This is a genomic window from Pseudomonas sp. KCJK9016 (assembly GCF_046231795.1).
Classification (GTDB): domain Bacteria; phylum Pseudomonadota; class Gammaproteobacteria; order Pseudomonadales; family Pseudomonadaceae; genus Aquipseudomonas; species Aquipseudomonas bananamidigenes.
In genome coordinates, this window is sequence record NZ_JBJJMM010000005.1 from 126,941 (window position 1) to 148,752 (window position 21,812).

18 protein-coding genes are annotated in these 21,812 nt (G+C 60.5%); 3 read left to right on the top strand and 15 right to left on the bottom strand.

Going from position 1 to position 21,812, the window contains the following annotated elements:
- Window positions 1-67: 67 nt before the first annotated feature.
- Genes ACK6BI_RS06640 through ACK6BI_RS06650 form a run of 3 tightly spaced genes read right to left on the bottom strand, consistent with a single transcriptional unit; the run spans window position 68 to window position 5,294 of the window.
- The gene (locus ACK6BI_RS06640; RefSeq protein WP_409316422.1) at window positions 68-3,133 is read right to left on the bottom strand and encodes an efflux RND transporter permease subunit; all 3,066 of its coding nucleotides are present in this window, start codon (window positions 3,131-3,133) and stop codon (window positions 68-70) included.
- Complete coding sequence (locus ACK6BI_RS06645) at window positions 3,130-4,194, bottom strand: efflux RND transporter periplasmic adaptor subunit (protein ID WP_409316423.1); 1,065 nt, start codon at window positions 4,192-4,194, stop codon at window positions 3,130-3,132. Before ACK6BI_RS06645 ends, ACK6BI_RS06640 begins: the two co-directional genes overlap by 4 nt.
- Window positions 4,191-5,294, bottom strand: a complete 1,104-nt coding sequence (locus ACK6BI_RS06650) for an efflux RND transporter periplasmic adaptor subunit (RefSeq protein WP_409316424.1) — start codon at window positions 5,292-5,294, stop codon at window positions 4,191-4,193. Before ACK6BI_RS06650 ends, ACK6BI_RS06645 begins: the two co-directional genes overlap by 4 nt.
- Window positions 5,295-5,438: 144 nt before the next feature.
- On the opposite strand from ACK6BI_RS06650, the gene ACK6BI_RS06655 reads away from it, so the two are divergent.
- The gene (locus ACK6BI_RS06655; protein ID WP_260521789.1) at window positions 5,439-6,599 is read left to right on the top strand and encodes an AAA family ATPase; all 1,161 of its coding nucleotides are present in this window, start codon (window positions 5,439-5,441) and stop codon (window positions 6,597-6,599) included.
- Here ACK6BI_RS06655 and ACK6BI_RS06660 read toward each other — a convergent pair.
- From ACK6BI_RS06660 to ACK6BI_RS06715, 12 genes are all read right to left on the bottom strand, one after another.
- The gene (locus ACK6BI_RS06660; RefSeq protein ID WP_409316425.1) at window positions 6,596-7,474 is read right to left on the bottom strand and encodes a transporter substrate-binding domain-containing protein; all 879 of its coding nucleotides are present in this window, start codon (window positions 7,472-7,474) and stop codon (window positions 6,596-6,598) included. The two genes, ACK6BI_RS06655 and ACK6BI_RS06660, sit on opposite strands and share 4 nt — an antisense overlap.
- Window positions 7,471-8,268 carry an amino acid ABC transporter ATP-binding protein gene (locus ACK6BI_RS06665; protein WP_409316426.1) on the bottom strand — a complete coding sequence of 266 codons (798 nt, stop codon included), beginning with the start codon at window positions 8,266-8,268 and terminating at the stop codon, window positions 7,471-7,473. The genes ACK6BI_RS06660 and ACK6BI_RS06665 overlap by 4 nt, the downstream gene beginning before the upstream one ends.
- The gene (locus tag ACK6BI_RS06670) at window positions 8,265-8,924 is read right to left on the bottom strand and encodes an amino acid ABC transporter permease (RefSeq protein ID WP_041475107.1); all 660 of its coding nucleotides are present in this window, start codon (window positions 8,922-8,924) and stop codon (window positions 8,265-8,267) included. The genes ACK6BI_RS06665 and ACK6BI_RS06670 overlap by 4 nt, the downstream gene beginning before the upstream one ends.
- Window positions 8,905-9,570 (bottom strand): amino acid ABC transporter permease, encoded by a 666-nt coding sequence (locus ACK6BI_RS06675; RefSeq protein ID WP_065261361.1) that lies wholly within the window; start codon window positions 9,568-9,570, stop codon window positions 8,905-8,907. Before ACK6BI_RS06675 ends, ACK6BI_RS06670 begins: the two co-directional genes overlap by 20 nt.
- Window positions 9,571-10,037: 467 nt before the next feature.
- Window positions 10,038-10,835, bottom strand: coding sequence for a MetQ/NlpA family ABC transporter substrate-binding protein (locus tag ACK6BI_RS06680; protein WP_007952772.1), 798 nt, complete (start codon window positions 10,833-10,835; stop codon window positions 10,038-10,040).
- Window positions 10,836-11,002: 167 nt separating this feature from the next.
- On the bottom strand, window positions 11,003-11,935 hold the full coding sequence (locus ACK6BI_RS06685; protein ID WP_409316427.1) for a sigma 54-interacting transcriptional regulator: 933 nt from the start codon (window positions 11,933-11,935) through the stop codon (window positions 11,003-11,005).
- Between the two features lie 56 nt (window positions 11,936-11,991).
- Window positions 11,992-12,573, bottom strand: a complete 582-nt coding sequence (locus ACK6BI_RS06690; protein ID WP_409316428.1) for an alpha/beta hydrolase — start codon at window positions 12,571-12,573, stop codon at window positions 11,992-11,994.
- A gap of 168 nt (window positions 12,574-12,741) precedes the next feature.
- Window positions 12,742-13,143: a biopolymer transporter ExbD gene (locus ACK6BI_RS06695; RefSeq protein ID WP_065261364.1), complete on the bottom strand. Its 402-nt coding sequence runs from the start codon at window positions 13,141-13,143 to the stop codon at window positions 12,742-12,744.
- A gap of 1 nt (window position 13,144) precedes the next feature.
- Window positions 13,145-13,870, bottom strand: a complete 726-nt coding sequence (locus ACK6BI_RS06700) for a MotA/TolQ/ExbB proton channel family protein (protein WP_039764509.1) — start codon at window positions 13,868-13,870, stop codon at window positions 13,145-13,147.
- A 45-nt stretch (window positions 13,871-13,915) separates the two neighbouring features.
- Window positions 13,916-14,728, bottom strand: a complete 813-nt coding sequence (locus tag ACK6BI_RS06705) for an energy transducer TonB (protein WP_409316429.1) — start codon at window positions 14,726-14,728, stop codon at window positions 13,916-13,918.
- Between the two features lie 522 nt (window positions 14,729-15,250).
- Window positions 15,251-16,594, bottom strand: a complete 1,344-nt coding sequence (locus ACK6BI_RS06710; RefSeq protein ID WP_409316430.1) for an aryl-sulfate sulfotransferase — start codon at window positions 16,592-16,594, stop codon at window positions 15,251-15,253.
- Between the two features lie 23 nt (window positions 16,595-16,617).
- On the bottom strand, window positions 16,618-18,978 hold the full coding sequence (locus ACK6BI_RS06715; protein WP_409316431.1) for a TonB-dependent receptor: 2,361 nt from the start codon (window positions 18,976-18,978) through the stop codon (window positions 16,618-16,620).
- Between the two features lie 165 nt (window positions 18,979-19,143).
- Between ACK6BI_RS06715 and ACK6BI_RS06720 the strand changes: the two genes are divergently transcribed.
- Window positions 19,144-20,088 (top strand): LysR family transcriptional regulator, encoded by a 945-nt coding sequence (locus ACK6BI_RS06720; RefSeq protein WP_065261368.1) that lies wholly within the window; start codon window positions 19,144-19,146, stop codon window positions 20,086-20,088.
- A 101-nt stretch (window positions 20,089-20,189) separates the two neighbouring features.
- A complete protein-coding gene (locus tag ACK6BI_RS06725) occupies window positions 20,190-21,800 on the top strand; it encodes an alkaline phosphatase family protein (protein ID WP_409316432.1) in 1,611 nt (536 codons plus the stop codon).
- Window positions 21,801-21,812 lie beyond the last annotated feature (12 nt).

Here is a 21,812-nt window from a genome sequence, read left to right on the forward strand (position 1 = left end):
TCAGGGACGTTAACTGAATACGCCGACACTGTAAGTCAGACCCTTCGCAAATATGTAACAAGCCTGCTCACTGCGCCGATGTCGAAGCATCCTTCTTCGGCTCACGAATCTTGTACCAGGCCACATACAGCGCCGGCAGAAACAACAGCGTCAGCAGTGTCGCCACCACAATCCCGCCGATCATCGCGTAGGCCATCGGCCCCCAGAACACTTCCCGGGCGATCGGGATCATGCCCATGCTCGCCGCCGCTGCGGTCAGCAGGATCGGCCGGCGCCGGTGTTCGGTCGCTTCCACCACCGCATCCCAGGGCGTGTAGCCCTTTTGTTCGAACTCTTCGATCTGCGTCACGAGGATCACCGAATTGCGGATGATGATGCCGATCAGCGCCAGAATCCCCAGGATCGCCACGAAGCCCATCGGCGTGCCGGTCGGCACCAGCGCCAGCACCACGCCGATCAGTCCCAGCGGTGCGACGCTGGCCACCAGGAACAGCTTCTGCACGCTGTGCAACTGGATCATCAGGAAGGTCGCCATCAAAAACAGCATCAGCGGTATGACCTTGGCGATTGGCCCCTGAGCCTTGCCGCTCTCCTCGACCGTACCGCCTGTAGCGACTTTGTAGCCTGCCGGCAGCTTCGACGCGAAAGCGTCGATGGTGGGCTTGAGGACTTTCACCAGGTCGGTCGGCTGGATCTCGTCACGCACCGAGGCCTTGATGGTGATGGTCGGCAAACGGTCGCGACGCCATACCAGCGGCTGCTCCAGTTCATAACGCACCGTGGCGAAGGCCAGCAGCGGAATCGACGTGCCGTTGGGCGTGACGATCTGCAGGTTCTGCAGGGTTTCCGGTGTGCCGCGTTCGGAATCCACAGCCCGCCCGACCACGTTGATCAGGTAGATATCATCATCGACCTGGGTCAGCGGCGAGCCGCTGACAATGCTGTTCATCAGGTTGGCCACATCCTCCGACGACAGGCCGAGCTGACGCGCCTTGTCCTGGGCAATGTCGATGCGCAGGACTTTGCCGGGTTCGTTCCAGTCGTAAATGATCTCGCCGATGTGCGGGCTCTTGTCCAGTTCGGTGGCCAGGTCGATGGCGTGCTTGCGCACCTGATCGATGTCCTTGCCGCTGATCCGGTACTGGATCGGACGCCCCACCGGCGGACCCATTTCCAGCGCCTGCACGTAACTGCCGATGCCGACGAAGTCCTTGCGCAGGCGATCACGCAGACGCTGGCTCAAGGCCTCGCGAGCCTTGAAGTCCTTGCTCACGATCACCAGTTGCGCGTAGTACGGGTTCTGCAGTTGCTGATCCAGCGGCAGGTAGAAACGGATCGCACCCTGGCCGATGTACGTGCTCCAGCGCACAATGTCCGGATCACCCTTGAGCGTGGCCTCCAGCTTGTCGACCGCCTTGCGGGTTTCATCGATCGAGGCGTTTTGCGGCAGGTTCAGGTCGACCAGAATCTCCGGGCGGTCGGAAGACGGGAAGAACTGGTTCTGCACGAAACGCATGCAGAACACCGCAAGCACGAAGCACAGCACGGTGATGCCGACGGCCCACCAGCGATTGCGCATGCACCACAGCAGACCGCCGTTGAACGCCCGTCCGATGCGTCCGGGTTCAGCCTCATGGGGTTTCACGTTGGTGCTGAGAATGTGCACGCCGATCACCGGCGCGAAGAACACCGCGACAATCCACGACACGATCATCGCCACCGCGATCACCGCAAACAGTGTGTAGGTGTACTCACCGGCGGAGCTGGCATTGAGCCCGATGGGCACGAAACCGGCCACGGTCACCAGCGTGCCGGTGAGCATCGGAAACGCCGTGGAGGTGTAGGCGAACGTCGCCGCCTGCTCCTTGGTCTCGCCCATTTCGAGCCGCGTGACCATCATTTCCACGGTGATCATCGCGTCGTCCACCAGCAGCCCGAGGGCGATGATCAGCGCGCCAAGGGAAATCCGCTGCATGGTAATGCCGCTGTACTCCATGTACACGAACACCATCGCCAGCACCAACGGGATCGAGCACGCCACCACCAGCCCGGCACGCATGCCGAGGCTGATGAAGCTCACCACCAGCACGATAATCACCGCTTCGAACAGCGCGCTGGTGAAGCCACCGACGGCCTCCTCAACCACTACCGCCTGATCGGAAACGGTGTGTACGCCGACACCTACCGGCAGATCTGCAGTGAGTTGGTCGATACGCTCATGCAGCGCCTTGCCGAAGGCCTGGACGTTGCCGCCCTTTTGCATGGCGATCGCCAGACCGATGGCCGGCTTGCCATCGAAGCGGAACTCCGGGGTGGCCGGGTCGACGTAACCACGGCTGATTTCGGCGATATCGGCCAGGCGATAGAAGCGGTCATTGAGTTTGAGATTGACTTCGGCCAGATCTTTTTCCGAGGCGAACTGCCCGGACGTTCTCACCGAAATCCGCTCGGGGCCAGCCTCGATCACACCCGCGGGGGTCACGGCGTTCTGTGATTGCAGGCTTTGCACCACTTGCCGTTGATCGATGCCCAGCGCCGCGAGTTTACGGGTGGAGAAGTTCAGGTAGATCACTTCATCCTGCTGGCCGACCATCTCGATCTTGCCCAGCCCCGGCACATTGCGGATCTCGGCGCGCGCCTGTTCCACGTAGTCGCGCAGCTGGCGCATGGTCAGGCCATCGGCGGTAAACGCATACACCGAGCCAAAGACATCACCGAACTCATCATTGAATCCCGGCCCCTGAATGCCCTGGGGAAACTGGCCGCGAATGTCGTCGATCTTCTTGCGCACCTGGTACCAGATTTCCGGGATGTCCCTGGCGCTGGTGGTGTCGCGCAGGTACACGTAGACCGTCGATTCACCGGGACGTGTATAGCTTTTCACGTAGTCGAGCGAGTCGAGTTCTTCGAGTTTTTTCTCGATTCGGTCGGTGACCTGCTTGAGGGTTTCTTCCTGGGTCGCGCCCGGCCATCTGGTCTGGATCACCATGGTCTTGATGGTGAACGACGGGTCTTCCTCGCGCCCGAGGTTGAAATACGAGAACACCCCCATCAGCAACGCGACGAACATCAGATACCAGACGAACGACTGATGCTTGAGGGCCCATTCGGAGAGATTGAAAGACCCTTTCATTGACTGTCCTCGTCGAGTTTCACGGCTTGTCCGGGTTTGAGGCTGTTGACGCCGGCGCTGACCACACGCTCGCCGGACTTGACCCCGCCGGCCAGCACCACGGTGCTGTCGGTGCGGCTGGTCACGCTGACGTCACGGGGCGCAACGGTTTTGCTTTGCGGATCGATCACCCAGATCCGCGTCTTGCCGTCGGCCTCCTGCAAGGCTGTCGCAGGCAGTTCGATGCGTGGCTTGATCGCCGAGCTGAGGGTCACGCTGATCGCCGTGCCGAGGCGGAAGCCCGGTGGCGTGCTGGCCAGGGTCAAGCGCGCGCGGCGGGTACGGGTGGCGCTTTGCGCCTGGGGCTCGATTTCGCGGATGATGGCGGTGGTGTTGATGCTCGGATCGAGTTGCGCGGCCACCGAAAACACCACGTCGTGGGGAATCTGGTCGACCAGCGTATCGGGCAGGTCGATCACCGCTTCCTTGATGTCCGGCTGCGCCAGCGTCACCACTTGCTGACCGGCCGTCACCACTTGCCCGGCCTCGGCGTTCCATGCCGTGACCACGGCTTTGTGGTCGGAGCGCAGTTCGGTATAGCCGAGCTGATCCTTGCTCTGGTTCACCGCCGCCCGCGCCTGATCGAGGGACGCCTGGGTGGTCTTCAGATCGGTGGTGGCGATGTCCAGTTGCGCCTGGGCGCCGACCCCGCGATCGAACAACGCCTGCTGACGCCGGGCATTGGCCTTGGCGTTGATCAGTTGTGCTTCGACTCTCGCCAGATCGCCCTGGGCCGAACGCAACTGGTTCTGCTGGTCGGACGGATCGAGAGTGGCGAGCAAGGTGCCCTTCTCCACCTTGGCGCCGACGTCGACGTTACGGCTGACGATCCGACCGCCAACACGAAAACCGGTGTTGCTCTCGTAGCGTGCCTGGATGCTGCCGGCGAAACGGCCAAGATTTTCTTCGCTCAAGGCTTCGACCTTGATCGACAACACCGGCCGTACCGGCTCCGGTGGCGGCTCGCTTTTGGAACAGGCACCCAGCAGCAACCCGATGGACACCACCCACAAAGGCTTCATGGCTGTGCTCCCGGTTGCAGTTCCTTATAGGTGTTCTCGGCGATTTCGACTTTCATGCCCGGATGCAGCAATTGTCCGCCGGCAACAATCACCTTTTCACCGCCCTTGAGCCCTTCGCTGATGATCACGTGCCCGGTCAGGTAACGACCGACGGTGACGTTGTGCAGTTGCGCCTCGCCCTTGTCGTCCACCATCCACACCGCCGGTTCGCTGATGTTCTTGGTCAGCGCCGACCAGGGCAGCTCCACCGCTGACTTGCCGCTGCCCTTGGCGGTGGCGCTCACCACCGAGCCAAGCTGCATGCCTTGCGGCAAGCCGTCGAGGGTCACCTTGACCTGAACCGTGCCGGACTGCGCCGACACCGCCGGAGTGATTTCACGCACCGTGCCGGTGGTCTTGATGGAGGGGTTGTCGAGCAGGCTGACGACAATCGAACGCTCCGCCGGACGCTCGGCCAGAAGTGACTCGTACACGTTGAACACCGCGTCTCGATCGCCGTCCCGGGCCAGGGTGAAGATCGGTGCCGTGGCCTGCACCACCTGACCGACTTCGGCCTGACGCTGAGTGATGATGCCGGGCGCATCGGCGATCAGCGCAGTGTAGCTCAGTTGATCTTTGGCATTGGCCAACTGCGCCTGAGCCGCGCTCAAGGCACTCTGGCTGCTGCGCAACGCCGCCTGTGCGGAATCGAATTCGCTCTGACTGGTGTAACCCTTGGGCAGCAGTTTCTGTTGGCGGACGAATGCCGCGGCGCTCTGTTTGACCCGCGCCTGCTCGGCCAGCACCTGCGCCTGGGCGGAATCGACGTTGGTCTGCAAATCCTTGGGATCGAGTTTGGCCAGCACCTGTTTGGCCGAGACACGGTCACCGACATCGACCATGCGCTGGATGATCTTGCCGCCGACCCGGAATGACAATTCGGTCTGCACCCGGGCCTGAACGTCACCGGTTAGGGTCACCGACGCCGCGAAGTCCGCGGGTTTGACCTCTTGCACAAAGACTCGCGGCAGATACTCCTGAGGCGCCTTTTTTTCGCCGCAAGCGGCGAGCAATGCAAACAGGCTCAGCAGGACCGCTGTTTTCAATCCGGGACTCGCCATGCAGACTCCTTCCTGTGTACGAACGTGCAAGTGACGATACGACTGTGAGCTTAGAACAGGGTTCAACCTTCGTCCGGGCGATATATGCATTTCTGTGCAGCAGGTATCCTGACGCGGATTTCGGCGCACCCAGGAAGGATTTTCATGCTCAAGACCCTCGCGGTGGCCAACTACCGCTCGATCAATAAACTGGTGATTCCGCTGGGTCGGCTGAACCTGATCACCGGCCCCAACGGCAGCGGCAAATCCAACCTTTACCGGGCGCTGCGACTGCTGGCGGAAACGGCTCAGGGCGGAGTGGTCAATGCGCTGGCTCGGGAAGGCGGGCTGGAATCGACCTTCTGGGCCGGGCCGGAAACCATCAGCCGGCGCATGCGCAACGGCGAAGTGCCGATCCAGTCCACCGTACGCCAAGGCGTGAAACGATTACGCCTGGGTTTTGCCGGAGAAGACTTCAGTTATTCGATTGCGCTGGGCTTGCCCGAACCGAGCCTTTCGTTCTTTTCCCTCGATCCGGAAATCAAAAAGGAGTGCCTCTGGGCCGGGCCGCTCTATCGCCCGGCCAGCCTGCTGGTGGATCGCGACGGTCCGATGATCCGCAGCCGCGACGGTCGCCGTTGGGACGTGCTGGCGCAGCACACGCCGAACTTCGACAGCCTGTTCGATCAGGTCGGCAGCCTGCGCAGTTCGCCGGAAGTGTTCCAGATGCGCGAGTTCATCCGCCGCTGGCGTTTCTACGATCACTTTCGCAGTGACGCCGACGCCCCAGTGCGCCAGCCACAACTGGGTACGCGCACGCCGGTGCTGCATCACGACGGCCGGGATCTGGCAGCGGCGTTGCGCACCATCATCGAGATCGGTGACCCCGAGGCATTGCAGACTGCGATCAGCGACGCGTTTCCCGGCGCACGGCTGAACATCGCGCCGCTGGCGGGCGGACGCTTTGCCATCGAGTTCTTTCAGGAAGGCCTGTTGCGACCATTGTCGGCGGCAGAGTTGTCGGATGGCACGTTGCGCTATCTGCTGCTGGTCGCCGCACTGCTGACGCCGCGTCCGCCTTCGCTGATGGTGCTGAACGAACCGGAAACCAGTCTGCATCCGGATCTGTTGCCGGCGCTGGCTCGGTTGATCATTCGCGCATCGCAGGAATGTCAGGTGTGGGTAGTTTCACATGCACGGCGATTGATTTCGGCGTTGCAGGAAGATGAGGAGTGCAATTGCATCGTGCTGGAAAAGACCCTCGGCCAGACGGGCGTCGTCGGGCAGAGGGTGCTGGATGAGCCGGCGTGGAACTGGCCTGATTAGCCCTGCCACTTCCCACCCTCAACAATCACGCTCTCAGGCCGGGTGTCATCACTCAGTTCTTTACGCACATATTGGTCATACAGCTTGAGCAGGTATTTCTCATCCCCCAGCCTGGCCAATTCCGCATTCACCCAGTCACGCAATTCGATATTGCCCTTTTTCACCGCAGGAGCAATCGGCGCTTCGGCACCGAGTTTTTCATCCAGCACGCGGTAACCCGGGTTCTGCTTGGCCCAGCTGAACAGCACCAGGTTGTCCTGGGCGTAGGCATCGCCACGGCCATTGGCCAGGGCTTGCAGGGACTCGGAGTTTTTCTCGAACTTCAGCAGTTTCCAGTCCGGATGGTTCTTGGTCAGCCAGATATCGGCGGTGGTTCCGGTGGTGACGATGGTGGTGCGGGTCGCCAGATCATCGAGTTTTTTCACCTCGCTGCCCTGCGGCACCAGGGCCTGCACCGCGACCTTGAGGTTCGGGTTGGTGAATTCCACCGCCTCCTTGCGCTCCGGGGTCACGGTCATGTTGGCGAGGATCAGGTCGACCTTGTCGCTTTGCAGGAACGGAATGCGGCTCGCCGGCTCAACGGCCACGAACTCGACCTTGTTTTCGTCGCCCAGCAGATCCTTGGCGAATTGCCGGCCGATGTCAGTATCGAAGCCGACATAGCGCCCGGCTTCGTTGACGAAACCGAACGGCGGTTTGTCGGTGAACACACCGACGATCAGTTTGTCCCGGGCCTTGATCTTGTCCAGATAACCCGCTGGCGCCGTGCTTTCGCTGGCGACTTTCGGCTTGGCCGGTTCTTCGGTCTTGTTGCAGCCGGCCAGCAGCGCGAGGCTGATCAGCGGCAGTGCGAATAAGGCTTTGGCAGTTTTCATGGCAGTTCCGGTTCCTTGGTTTGAATCGTTTTGGGTGAAGCCACTGAAGTCAGCGCTTCGACGTAGGAGAACTTCTCCAGGAACTGCTGCGCGCGTGCGGTTTGCGGGTTCGTAAAGAAAAGCTCGGGCAGGTTCTGTTCAAGGATGTGCCCGGCATCCATGAACACGATGCGGTCGGCCACCGCGCGGGCGAAGGCCATTTCATGGGTGACGATCAACAGGGTCATGCCTTCGCGGGCCAGGCCCTGAATCACCTCCAGCACCTCCTTGACCATCTCCGGGTCGAGGGCGGCGGTGACTTCGTCAAAAAGCATCACTCGCGGGTTCATGCACAACGAACGGACGATGGCGATGCGTTGCTGCTGGCCGCCGGAGAGCTGGCGCGGGAAGGCGTCGCGCTTGTCCAGCAGGCCGACGCGTTCGAGCAAGGCTTCAGCTTGCCGTTGCGCTTCACGGCGTTGGCGCTTCTGCACCTTGAGCGGGCCGAGCAGCAAATTGTCGAGCACGCTCATGTGCGGGAACAGGTGATAACTCTGGAACACCATGCCGATCTGCTGACGCACTTCGCGCCAGTCGGTGGCCTTGTCCAGCAGCTCGCGGCCGGCGAATTTCAGACTGCCGCCGTGAGCGACTTCCAGACCGTTGAGGCAACGCAGCAGGGTACTTTTCCCGCAGCCGCTGGGGCCGAGAATGACGATGACTTCGCCGGATTTCACTTGCAGGTCAATGCCCCTGAGCACCTGCTGTTCACCGAAGAACTTGTTGAACCCCTGAAACTCGATCAATGCACTCATGCTTGCGTCCAGCGCCGCTCCAGCACGCGCGAGGCGGCCGACAGCGGGTAGCAGATGAAAAAGAAAAACAGGAACAGCGCGCCGTAGATCAGCACCGATTCGTAGGTGCGCTCGATAATCTGCTGGCCGACCTTGATCACGTCCACCACGCCGATCAGCACCGCCAGCGAACTGGTCTTGATGATCCGCGTGTAGACGTTGATGGTCGGTGGCGTCATGCGTTTCAGCGCCTGGGGCAACAGCACATAGCCGTAGAGCTGCGCCGCGTTCAGGCCGATGGACAACCCTGCTTCACGCTGCCCGCGCGGCAACGAATGCAACGCACCACGGGCCACTTCGCCGACCTCGCTGGCGCCCCACAACGACAGCACCAGCACCGCGCACCAGAAGCTCGGCAGGCTCAGGCCGAAGAAAATCGGCAGACCGAAAAACAGCAGGTACAGCCAGACCAGCACCGGGATCGCCCGGAACAGTTCCAGATAGATCCGCAGCAGCGCGTTCAGCCACCGTACGTTGAGTGTGCGCAGCACGCCGTAGAGCACGCCGCCGACGGTACTGATGGCGATACTGAGGAACGAGATCGACAGGGTTTGCCCGGCGCCTTTGGCCAGTTGCGGCAACGACACCCAGAGCAGTTCAAGACCCGAACTGGCCATGCTGGAGCCTCCTTTCCAGGCGGCTCAACAGCAGCGACAGCGGCAGGAACAGCAGCACGCAGATCAGCGTCAGCACGGCGAGCATTTCGTAGGTCTTGTAGTAAAGCGCGATGTAGCTCTTGGTGGTGTAGAGAATCTCTGGCACCGCCACGGCCGAGACCACGGTGGTCTCCTTGAGCAGGAAAATGAAATTGGCGAACAGCGACGGCAGACTGAGAATCCCCGCTTGCGGCAGGATCACGTAGCGCAGCAACTGGCCGTGAGACAAGCCGATGGAACGACCCGATTCCAACTGCGCCTGAGGCACCGCATCGACGCCGGCGCGCAGCACTTCGGTGAGATAAGCGCCACCGAGAAAGGTCATGGTGATGATCGCCGCGGTGAATCCGGAAACCTTGATCCCCAGTGCCGGCAATGCGAAGTAGACGAAAAACAACTGGATCAACAGCGGCGTGTTGCGCGCCAGTTCCACGTACAGCCCGACCAGTTTTTGCAAGTAAGGCGTGCGGAACACCAGGATCGCCGCGTTGAGCAACGCCACCAGCAGCGAGGTGCCGATAGCAATCAAACCGACCTGCAGCGTAACGCCAACGGCTTTGAGAAACGCCGGCAACGTGCTGAGGATAAATGCGTAATCGAAAGTCATGAAACATCCTGACGCCGCTTGATAAGCGACGGTGGTGCAGTCCATGGACAGTGGGTAACTGTCCTGCAGGTACCGACTTTAAAGGTATAAAAATAAGAATTTAAATACCGTTAAAGCATATTGATATCACGCAAAAAACTAATCACCAGGTTTGCCGGGAAGAAGTAGGAAGGCTATTGTCCCCAGCGCTGTAGGACGGATCTTTTTTTCATGAAAGCCCTCCAAGGACGAACAGCGATTGGCCAGACTCCCCCCGCCGAACCCATAACAAGGAAGAGAACATGGACGTAAAAGTGCCGCAGCGACTGGATCCGCAAGACATCGTGAAATTGTTGGTGGCGTTGCGCCGGGCGTTGAAGGCCGAGGTGGCCTGAACTTACCCCCTTGCCCGCACACACAAAAACGCCGATGACCATCACTGGCCATCGGCGTTTTCACACCTGAAGGGGTTGTGTTGCTGCGTCAGATCAGAACGCCGGCAATACCGCGCCGTTGTACTTCTTCTCGATGAACGCTTTGACTTCCGGGCTGGTCAGGGCAGCGGCCAGTTTCTTGATGGCGTCGCTGTTCTTGTTGTCCTCACGGGCGACCAGGAAGTTCACGTAAGGCGAATCCGCGCCTTCGATCACCAGGGCGTCCTTGGTCGGGTTCAACTTGGCTTCCAGCGCGTAGTTGGTGTTGATCATGTCCAGATCGACTTCTTTCAGAACACGCGGCAGCAGGGCCGACTCCAGTTCCTTGAATTTGAAGTTGTGCGGGTTCTTGGCGATGTCTTTCGGCGTGGCCAAGGCGTTTTTCGGATCTTTCAGTTCGATCAGGCCGGCCTTCTGCAGCAGGATCAGCGCACGACCGCTGTTGCTGCCTTCGTTCGGAATGGCGATGGTGGCGCCGTCCGGCAGTTCGGCCAGGGTCTTGTACTTGCTCGAGTAGCCGCCGAAGGGTTCAACGTGCACGCCCTGCACGGTCACCAGGTACTTGGCCTTGTCGTCCTTGTATTTGCCCTGGTTGAAGCTGTTCAGGTACGGCAGGGTCTGGAAGTAGTTGGCATCCAGACGCTTCTCGCCCACCTGCACGTTCGGCTGTACGTAGTCGGTGAAGACTTTGATTTCCAGATCCACGCCTTCTTTGGCGAGGGTCGGTTTGATCAGCTCGAGGATCTCGGCATGGGGAACCGGGGTCGCGGCAACCACCAGTTTTTCGCCGGCCTGGGCCAGGGAAGCAGTCAGAGCAGCCGCCAATGCGGTAAACAACAGAACCTTTTTCATGCAGTGTCCTTAGTCGAAAATCACGGTCGTCATCGACGACGGCATCAATACGTGTGCCAGCGATGTGCTACTGCTGGCGTGAGTCGGACAATACCGGGATTTTTTATTCCCGGACAATAACGTTTATTCAGCTTCATATTCCATTTTGTTCATATTGAACAAAATGGTTACAACGCCTCGCTCAGGCCCAGCAGCAATGCTTTCAGTGCCTTACGTTCCTCGGCAGACCCTTTGGCGCTGATGCTCGCCACCTGACGTTCGATCTGAACCAGCGACCCAGACACCTCGGGCAGGTTCAGGTGTTCCGGCAGGATTTCATCACCGGTGCTCACCAGCAGCGCAAAGTGAATGACGTTTTCCAGCTCCCGGGTGTTGCCCGGCCAGCTGTGCTGCTCCAGCACCTCCTGCGCCGCTTCGCTGATCAGCGGCACCGGTAGATCCAGGCGCTGGCTGTAGATGCCGAGGAAGTACTCGGCCAGCGGCAGAATATCGCCAACCCGCGCGCGCAACGCCGGCAGTTCCAGATGCCCTTCGCTGAGATAGTGATAGAGCCGCTCGTGGAATTTCCCCGCCGCCACCGCTTGCGCAAGATCGATGCTGGTCGCCGCCACCAGGCGCACATCCACCGGGCTCGGCTGATGGGCACCGACCCGGGTGACTTCGTGGTTTTCCAGCGCAGCGAGCAACTTGATCTGGATCGGTAACGGCAGGTCGCCGATTTCATCCAGGTACAAAGTGCCGCCGTTGGCGGAGCCAAACCAGCCGGCGCGGCTGCTGGCCGAACCGCTGTAGCTGCCGGCGGCGTAGCCGAACAATTCGGCATCGGCGTAAGTCGGGCTGATCGCTCCGCAGTTGACCGAGACGAACAATCCGCTGCGATCACTGGCGCGGTGGATATGCCGGGCGAGCAATTCCTTGCCGGTGCCGGTCTCACCGCGAATCAACACCGAGATCGAGCGCGGTGCGAGTCGGGCCATTTCCTCGCGCAATTGGCGCGAGCGTGGATCGACGAACACCAGCGCCTTGGCGCGAATGCTCAGGGGGCTTTTTTCCGCATCGGGAAAGGTCAGCAACGGCTGACCGAAGGTTTCGAAACTCATGGCAGACTCCCGCCCCAAATCGCCGGGAGACGGGGGCGCTGAAAAAATAAAAATGCTCAGGCGAGGCGCCGGGCGTGGTGTTCCATGCGGTTTTGCAGGCGATACAGATACGCGAATCCCTGCTCCCAGCGCTGATGCCCGGACTTCACGTTGATGTGGCCGGCGCCCGCAAGAATCCCTGCCTCGGCGCCCCAGTTGCGTGCCAGTTCCAGCGCACGGGGCGCGCTGACGGCAGCGTCGTTGTCGGAGCTGACAACCTGGCTCGGAAACGGTAGCAGGTCGGTCGGAATCGGAGCAAAATTGCGCAGGGCCGGCACGCAGGCCGGGCGCTCCACATCTGCTGGCGCAACCAGCAATGCGCCGTGAACCTGGCGCAACTGCTGTAACGGCGCGGTGGCCGCCCAATGTGCCACGGTAATGCAACCCAGGCTGTGAGCAATCAGGATCACCGGCGTGCTGTCGGCGGCAATCGCCTCGGCCAGCGCGGCAACCCAGTCTTCACGACGCGGCGTCAGCCAGTCGGCCTGCTCCACCCGCGCGCTGTTCGGCAGGCTGTTCTGCCAGTGGCTTTGCCAATGATCTTCTGGCGATCCTTGCCAGCCCGGCACAATCAGATAGCGGATTGATTCGTTGCGCATGGGGGAGCTCTCCTGCGTCGTGTCTGTTCCTGATCGAGTATAGGGACGGTATTTATATTCGTTAAGGAATAAGAAGCTATTTATTAAGACCTGAAATGAATATAAAGTCTCAAACAAAAAAGGGGCCGCACCCTGCCAAGGAGACGGCCCCGGAAAAACGTGAAACCCTTATCGTGCAGTGATCACCGACAGCTTGGTGATGCCCGCCCGCTCAATCGATGCCATGGCTCGCGCCACTTCGCCGTAATTCACCCCGTCGTCCGCCTGCAATTGCACGCGCACTTCCGGGTCCTTGGCCTTGGCCGACTTGAGGTTGAACTCCAGCAGGTCCGGCTGGATTTCGTCCTTGTTGATAAACAGTTTTCCAGAACCGTCGATGCTCACCACCAACGGGTCTTTCTGCTCGACCGGCGCCACTGCTTCAGTCTTCGGCAGGTTGATCGGTATCGCGTTGGTCAGCAGCGGCGCGGTGACGATGAACACCACCAGCAGCACCAGCATCACGTCCACCAGTGGCGTCACGTTGATCTCGCTCAGCACCTCGTCGCTGTCTTGCGTGGAGAAGGCCATATCAAGAGGCCTCCTTCACTTTTGTAGCGTTGCCCTGGGCCGCAGCCTTGTGCGCGGTCGGGTGGATCAGCACGCGGAACGCGCTCTTTTGCGCCAGGCTGTAGAAGTCATGGGCAAAGTCGTCCAGGTCCGCCGCCGTCAGTTTCAGACGACGCAAAAAGTAGTTGTAAACCAGCACCGCCGGCACCGCGACCGCAATCCCCACACCGGTGGCGACCAGCGCTGCACCGATGGGACCGGCCACCGTTTCGAGGCTCGCCGAGCCCGCCGCGCTGATGCCTTTCAACGCTTCCATGATTCCCCACACCGTGCCGAACAGGCCAATGAATGGCGAGGTGCTGCCAATACTCGCAACCACCGCCAGACCGGTTTCCAGCGAACGGCGCTCGCGGACGATCTGCTGGCGCAAGGCACGTTCGAGGCGGTCCTGATGGTTGATCGCCTGGCTCAGGTCATTGGCCTGCGGCGCCTCGCCCACCTGAATCGCCGCGTAACCGGCCTGCGCCACCCGCGCTGCCGCGCCGGGCTGGGTTTCGCTCAACTCGGCGGCGGAGTCCAGACTCGACGCCGCCCAGAAGCGTTTGTGAAATTTACGGTCCTGCGCCTTCAACCGACCGAACTGCACAGCCTTGAGCAATGCCAGGCCCCAGGTGGCGACAGAGAAGACCACCAGCAGCCAGATCACCGCGCTTTCGATGGATTCCAGTGGAGATGCCAGTAACGTCATGATGTGTTCCCTCGTGTAAACGTTTCGCGCGAATTTGGTTTCGGTTTAGTGAATCTTGAAATCGATGGGCACGCTGACCCAGCCGTCCTGGGCGACATCACCCTGCTTGGCCGGCACAAAGCTCCAGCGCTTCACGGCATCCAGCGCCGCGTCGTCGAGCTGTTGCCGGCCACTGCTTTTCTGAATCTGGATCTCGCCCGGTTTGCCACTGGCCAATACATGCACCCGCAGCAGCACCGTGCCTTCCCAGCCGCGACGCTGGGCCAGTGACGGATACTCCGGCGCCGGGTTCTTCAGGTACGCGGCGTTGGCCGAGGCCGGTGTCACCGGAGCAGGTGCCGGTGGTGCAGGTGGCGCTGGCGTGGCGACCGGGGCTGCCGGTTGTGGCGGAGCCGGTGGCTGTTCGACCGCTTTGGGCGCAGGCTTCGGTACCGGTTTGGCGACCGGTTTCGGCTTGGGAATCGGCTTCGGTTTGGGTGGTGGCTTGGTTGCCAATTCGTCTTCCACCGGCGGCGGAGGCTCGACCACAGGTGCCGGTGGCGGCGGCACAACCACAGGCGGCGCCGGGGGGGCCGGACGCGAAAACTCTATGGTCATCGGTGGAATTTCCGGCGGCACGATCGGCAGCGCCGGCGTCGGATGCTGGTTGATCCAGTAAATCACCGCGCCATGCACTACCAGCGCCAGAACGCCGAGCAGTATCGTTTCGCGGCGGTTCAGAATGCCCTTGGGCGCCCGCTGCAAACGCTGCTGCCCCAACGGCAAGCGATGGGGCCGGCCGAGATCGACCAACTCGCCGCTCGGCGCCTGGCGCCATAGCACCTCCTGTGCACTGGCGGCGGTCTGGACATTACCCATTGATTGACTCCCTGCGGTCTCTTTGCGTTTTTTCGCGTAGCCGATTCGCCGCTTGTTGAATCCCCCACGGCGTGATCGATGGGTCAATCATTGGGCTGGATGCTTATCTCCGAAAGTAATCTTTCATGTTATGAATAGACGATTATGGAATATAAGAAACGATCATTTCCGCCAAAGCCTCGGCCCGCAAGGCTTTCAGCGATTGGCCGGAATCGACATGCTTTCCCGGCATAAAAAGTATTCGTTCAAGGCATCGAGTTATCGATGAACCGGCGCCGACGGACAGCAAGGTGACAGGTAACAAACTTTTCAAAGGACAAACAAAAAAGCCGATACATGTTTAATGCATCGGCTTTTTCTTCACAGATTTTCTTATTGCCTCACACACTCTCCGGCCAGAACGAGCCGATACCACCAAGTGGGTGAACGAACTCGCCGCGTAAACGCACCCGTCCAACGAGTTTGCAACGGGCACCATTCAAGTCGCGCACAACTTGATTCGAATTTAAACAGCCTTGATAACTAACGACTGGCACTGGTCTGCTGCACCCCGATGGCCGGCGCAATCACTGCCGTCTCCGAACGCGGCGTCCCTGCCGGCACCCAGTCATAACTTACAGGCAGAGCCCGATAGACCCAGTTGCTGATCGCGTCGCTGCCCGGTGCCTTGCCCAGATAGGGGCTGACGTATTCCCAGACATTTTCACCGCTGGCCGTCACCTGGAAAAACCGTCCGTTCATGCCCTCGTCGATCAGCGTGTTGCCATTGGGCAAGCGCCGCGCGCTGCTGATGAACGAGCTATAGAACGCCCATCCCGGCTGCTTCGAATTGGCCGCGCTGTACTGCCAGACGATTTCATTTTTCACCGGGTCGATCTCCAGCACCCGCGAGCCGGAAATCAGACCCAGCGTGACGTTCGGATAGCCCGCCGAACCCTGATTGTCGAACACCAGCAGATTGCCGGCGCCGGGCAATCCCGCCGGGATGATATGCGCATCGTGCTGACCGACGAACTGGTCCACCGGGCGCGGTATTTTCTGCGCGGTTTTCGGGTTGGCCAGCGGCAGGTTCGGCCCCAGGCGCCACACCACTTTGCCGCTGTGCTTGTCGATGATCGCGATGAAATTGGCGTTGCGAGAATCGAGCAGCAGGTTGTCGGGATTGAAGCGTTTGTCGCCGGCATCGAACCACTTGTTCGGCCCGACCAGGCTGAGGTTGTTGATGTGCAGGTAATCCGGATTTTCGCTGGCACGCACCAGCTTCAATTGCTCGGCAGTGAAACCGAATTCGTTCAAGTGATCCGACGCCAGCCACTGCCATTTCACCTCGCCCGTGGGGCTGACTTCGTAGATCGCATCGTCGATCACCTCGGGTACTTTGAAGCCTTTTACCTTGTGCACTTTGTTCGCCAGCACCACGGTGTTGCCGTTGCTCAGGCGACGCTGATCGTGATGCTGTTGCGCAGCACCACCGGGCGCCTTGTCGCCCCATTGCCAGATGACTTTGCCGTTCCAGTCCAGCTCGCCGACGCTCTGATTGCCGAGGCCGTTGCCGGCGGAACCGAGCTTGCCCGGATCCTTGTCACTCAGTTGCAGCAACACATGACCGCGCTCACCGCCGACCAGTTGCGGATCGATGATTGCCGAGGGGAATCCCGCCTGCGGCCAGTTCTTCACCTCATTGCCGTTCATGTCGATCAGGTGCGTCTGCTTGTCGGCACCGCTGAAGATCACATATTGATTGAAGGCCCTGGCCGGGTCGTAACGGGTGACGCCGGTAGGGTAGACGCTGGGCGCGGCGAGCGCTCCGGCACTGAGCACTGCGCCGGACAGCAACACCGGTAAAGCGGTTTTGATGCGCAACATGATGCAGCTCCTTGAAGGATCGATCAGAAGTCGTAGCGACCGGTGACGCCGAGGGTGCGCGGCGTGCCGAGCAGGCCTTCATAACCACCGTTTCCGCCGGTCCACAGCGTCGTGTAGTAGGTTTTGTCGAAGGCGTTTTTCAGCCACAGCGAGACGTCCCACTGACCCTGATTGAAATCGCCGCGCAGGCCGGTGGAGAGGTTGACCACCGCGTAACTCGGGATCTGGCCGTAGTCGGAATCCTCGACCGTGCCGACTGCCTTGGAGCGGAACGCATAGCTGGCCGTGACATACGGTTGCAGGCCGTTGGCCAGATTCCATTCGTACTTGCCGTTGGCGTTGCCGATCCACTTCGAGGCGCCGACGACCTGATGACCACTGAGGTCGCAAGAGGCCGGAGCCCCCGGCGCCAGACTGACTTCCGGTGGGCACGGCGCATCCTTGTACGAGAGGTAGCTGACATCGTTGAACGAGCCGTTGAAGTTCAACGTCAGGCCGCGCAGCGGGAGAACGGTGCTTTCGAACTCCACACCACGGGAGCGCACTGAACCGGCGTTGGTCAGGTACTGCACGCGGTTGACGTCATCGTAGGCATTGGTCTGGTAGGCGTTGACCTGGGTCCAGAACAGGTTGGCGTTGAGCTGCAGGCGGCGGTCCCACAAAGTGCTCTTGAAGCCGAGTTCGGCGTTGTTGGCGCGCTCGGTGCCGATCAGCAGCGAATCGGCGCCGGCAGTCGGGGCCGAACCGACCACGAGGTTGACTCCGCCGGATTTTTCACCGTGGGACAGTGTGGCGTAGCCGAGCAGATCATCGGTGATGCGATAGCTGAGATTGAGCAATCCGGACGGGCTGGAGCTGTACTGATTCAGATCACCGGAATCATAGGCGCCGGTCCGGCCGCGTCGCGCGGTGGCAGCAGCGCCGGTGACCGTAGCGCCACCGACCGGCGCGTCGCGACTGACCCAAGCGTTCTTCTCTTCATAGGTGCCACGCAAGCCGGCGGTGAAATCCAGGCGCGGGGTGAGGTGCCAGGTGCCTTGGGCGAAAAGCGCAAAACTGTCGGTCTTGATGTGGCCGCGACCGACGCTGCCGACATTGGCCAGGGCACCCCGTGGCGTGCCGTTCCAGATGTCGGCCTGCGGGCCGTAATAAGCGAAGGATTTGTTGTCCAGGTCCGAGCCGAAGTAGTACGCGCCGAGCACGTAATCGAAGAACTCGCCCTTGGGCGACGCCAGGCGAAATTCCTGGGAATACTGCTTGTCCTCTACCGAAACACCGGCGTTGTAGGTCGCCGCGACATTGAGACCGTCGTCGTTGGCCGGGGTGAAATTCCAGTAGCGGTAGGAACTGATCGAGGTCAGGGTGAAGTCGCTTGGCAGCGTCCAGTTGGCTTCCACCGAGGTGCCACCCTGATGCACGGTGACATGCTGGTCATTGTCCAGATTGACCTTGCGGTGCGATCCGTTGACCAGCGTCGCACCGGCAGCATTGGCCCGGGACTGGTAGAGATTGACGCCGTTGATGGTCGGCCCGGTGTTGTACAGCACGCGAGTACCGGCGCTGGAATCTTCTTCGTTGTAGTCACCGATCCAGCGCAGATTGAAGTTCTCGTTGGGCTTGAACAACAGCTGCGCCCGGAAGCCGTCGCGGGAACCGCCGTTCAGGTCATGGCCGTTGAATTCGTTTTTGATGTCGCCGTCGCTGCGGGTGCGATAAGCGGAAATGCGCCCGGCCAACTGATCGTTGAGCGGCCCGGAAAGCGTGCCCTTGGTCTGGAAGTAACCGTCCTCGCCGACCGAGGTCTCGATGCTGCGCTCCGGGGTGAAACTCGGCGCCCGGGTACTGATGTTGATCACCCCGGCAGTGGTGTTCTTGCCGAACAACGTCCCTTGCGGCCCGCGCAGGACTTCAAGCTGTTCGATGTCCATCAGATCGAACACCGCCATCCCCGGACGGCCCAGATAAACGTTGTCGATGTACAGCCCGACACTGCCTTCCAGGCCATCGCTGGCCGGGTTGTTGCCCAGGCCGCGGATCGACACGCTGGACTGGCGCGCATGCATGTAGGCAACGTTGACGCTGGGCACCAGTTGCTGCAGATCCTGGATGCGATAGACCCGCTGCGTCTCCAGAGTCTGGCCGCTGACCACACTCATCGGCGTCGGCACGTCCTGAGAACTTTCTTCGCGACGGCGGGTGGTGACGGTCACGGTTTCCAGTTGCGAAGTGGCGGTGGCGCTTTTGCCTGCCGGTGCCTGGACAGAGGCTTGGGCTTCATCGGCGTACCCCTGATTCCAGCTCGCGCTCCCTGCCAGCAACAGGGCCATGGGCAGACGTTTGAGCCGTCGTGGCGGCGGCGGTGAAGCGAGGTTCAACGGACTCATGAGGCTGCTCCTGGTCAAAAAACACGCAGACATCTTCTGCTCCGCATATTCTTTTAAGTTATTTATTTATGTTTTTACAAAGATTTACTGCATAAGAGATTGCCTTTATAAGGAGTCGACCTAATGCATATCCAATGCATTTCCCGGATATTTTTTATGTGAAAAATGCATATCGACTTGCGCCAACTCCGCCACTTCATCGCCCTTGCCGAACAACGCAGCTTCGTCGCCGGCGCGCAGGCGGTGAACCTGTCGCAGTCAGCGTTCAGCCGCAGTATCCAGGCGCTGGAACACAGCGTCGGCTGCCAGTTGGTGGATCGCGGACGCAAGGATTTACCGCCGACCAAACAGGGTCAGGTGCTGCTCGAACATGCACGGCGACTGGTCAGCGGGGCACAACAGATGGCCAACGAGATCAGCCAGTTCAACGGCCTGGAGGCAGGAGAGCTGCGCTTCGGTTGCGGCCCGGCGCCGGCAGCCGGTTTGATCCCCCGAGCCATCGGCGCCTTCATCGGTCGCTACCCAAAAGCGCGCGTGCAATTTCAGGTCGATGACTGGCAAAGCCTGAGCAAAAGATTGCTGAGCGAAGAGTTCGAATTCTTTGTCGCCGACACCCGGCATTTCGAGGCGGATCCGGATTACCTCACACACCGGCTGCGGCCACGCAAATGGCATTTCTGCTGCCGTGCCGGGCATCCGCTGACCGATCTGGATCAGGTCACGGCAGAACAATTGATGAGTTATCCACTGGCCGTGAGCATTCGTCCGCCGAACCTGCGCAAGGTCATCGTCGACCTCAGTGGCCGGCCCGATTTCATCCCGAACGTGGAGTGTGAAAACAGCGCCAGCCTGCTAGGCGTTGTGCTGCGCTCCGATGCGATCGGCATCGTCGGTGCCTATTCGGATGCGCTGCATCAGGCACGGGGCGAACTGGTGTGTTTGAAAATCGAGGGGTTGGCGGAGGATCTCGAGGAGCTGTACACCCGTTACGGAATTGTCAGCCGCGCCGGGTATCGGCTGTCGCCTCTGGCCGAGGCGATGATCGAACAGATCAAGACAATTGATGCGGTGGAAGAGGAGGTGTGTTCACTGGCGAACCTCGCCGTCTGAGTTCATGCGTTTCATGCATCACACGCATTCCCCGAATGCACTTGCCGAACACCGTCTCCGAAAGCGAAAAAACTCACCTGTCTTTCTGACCGGTGAACCCTATGTCCAACCCGCAAAACTCCGTGCGCAACGTGCTGTACATCATGTGCGATCAACTGCGCCGCGACTATCTGTCGTGCTACGGCCACCCGCACCTGCACACTCCGAACATCGATCGCCTGGCCGCTGCCGGCGTGCGTTTCAGCCGTGCCTACACCCAAGGCACGATCTGCGGACCGTCGCGGATGTCGGCCTACACCGGGCGCTACGTCAGCAGTCATCAAGTGGCGTGGAACGCCGTGCCGTTGCCGCTGGAAGAAATGACCATCGGCGACTACCTGCGCCCCCACGGCATTCGTACTGCCCTGGTCGGCAAGACCCACGCCACGGCCAACGTGGATGCCTTGCAGCGGTTGGCGATCAACCCTGAAAGCGAGCAGGCCGAGGTGTTGAACGAAGTCGGCTTCGAGCCGTACTTCCGTCACGACGGCATCTTCCCCGACGACCCGCTGTTCGACGACAAACGCGACTCTGCGCCGTACACCCATTACCTGCGCGAACAGGGTTTCGCAGGGCGCAACCCCTGGCACGACTGGGCCAACGCAGCCGAAGGCGACAACGGCGAAATCCTCAGCGGCTGGCACATGCGCAATGCCCATCTGCCGGCGCGAATTCCCGAGCAACATTCAGAGACTGTCTACACTACAAATCGGGCCATCGACTTCATCAGTGAGCAAGGTGAAAAACCATGGTTTTTACACCTGTCCTATATCAAACCCCATTGGCCCTATATCGTACCGTCTCCGTACCACACTTTGTACAGTACGAAATCGATTCTCGAACCGGTCCGAAATGCCTCTCCAAGCGACCATCCCGTCTATCAGGCCTTTTGCCAGCATGAGGAAAGCCTGAACTTCTCCAAAGACCCGGTACGACTGAACGTAATCCCGACGTACATGGGCCTGGTCAAACAGGTGGATGATCAGTTGGGGCGGCTGTTCGATTTCCTGCAAAGCAACGGACGCTGGGACGACACCTTGATCGTGTTTACCAGCGATCACGGTGACTTCCTGGGCGACCACTGGCTGGGCGAGAAAGAATTTTTGCTGGAGCAGGCGGTGGGCGTTCCCTTGATCGTGCGCGATCCGCGTGCAGCGGCGGACGTCACACGGGGCACAGTGGACGAGCGTCTGGCGGAAACCATCGACGGTGTACCGACATTTCTCGAAGCGTTGGGGGTCGGGGGCGCCGAGCATCGACTGGAAGGTCGCTCATTGATTCCACTGCTGCACGGCGAAAAACCTGACTGGCGCCGCTATGCGATCAGCGAATACGACTACGCCTTCCAGGCCCCGGCGCGGGAGCGACTGGGCCGGCCGATCGACCGTTGCCGTATGACCATGGTGCGCAGCGAGCGCTGGAAATACCTGGCGTACGATGGCTTCCGGCCGCAGCTTTTCGATCTGTTGAATGACCCGCTGGAGCTGCAGGATCTGGGCGCGGACCCGGCGTATGCGGCGGTGCGCGAGGAGCATGCGGGGTATCTGTTCGAGTGGGTGCGCGGACTGAAGCGGCGTACCACCATCAGTCATCAGGAGATTGATTTGCGTGGGCAGCGGTTTCGTTATGGGGAGCCGGAGACCGAGAAGCTCGTTCAGATTGGCGTGTGGTGATTGAAAGCATCG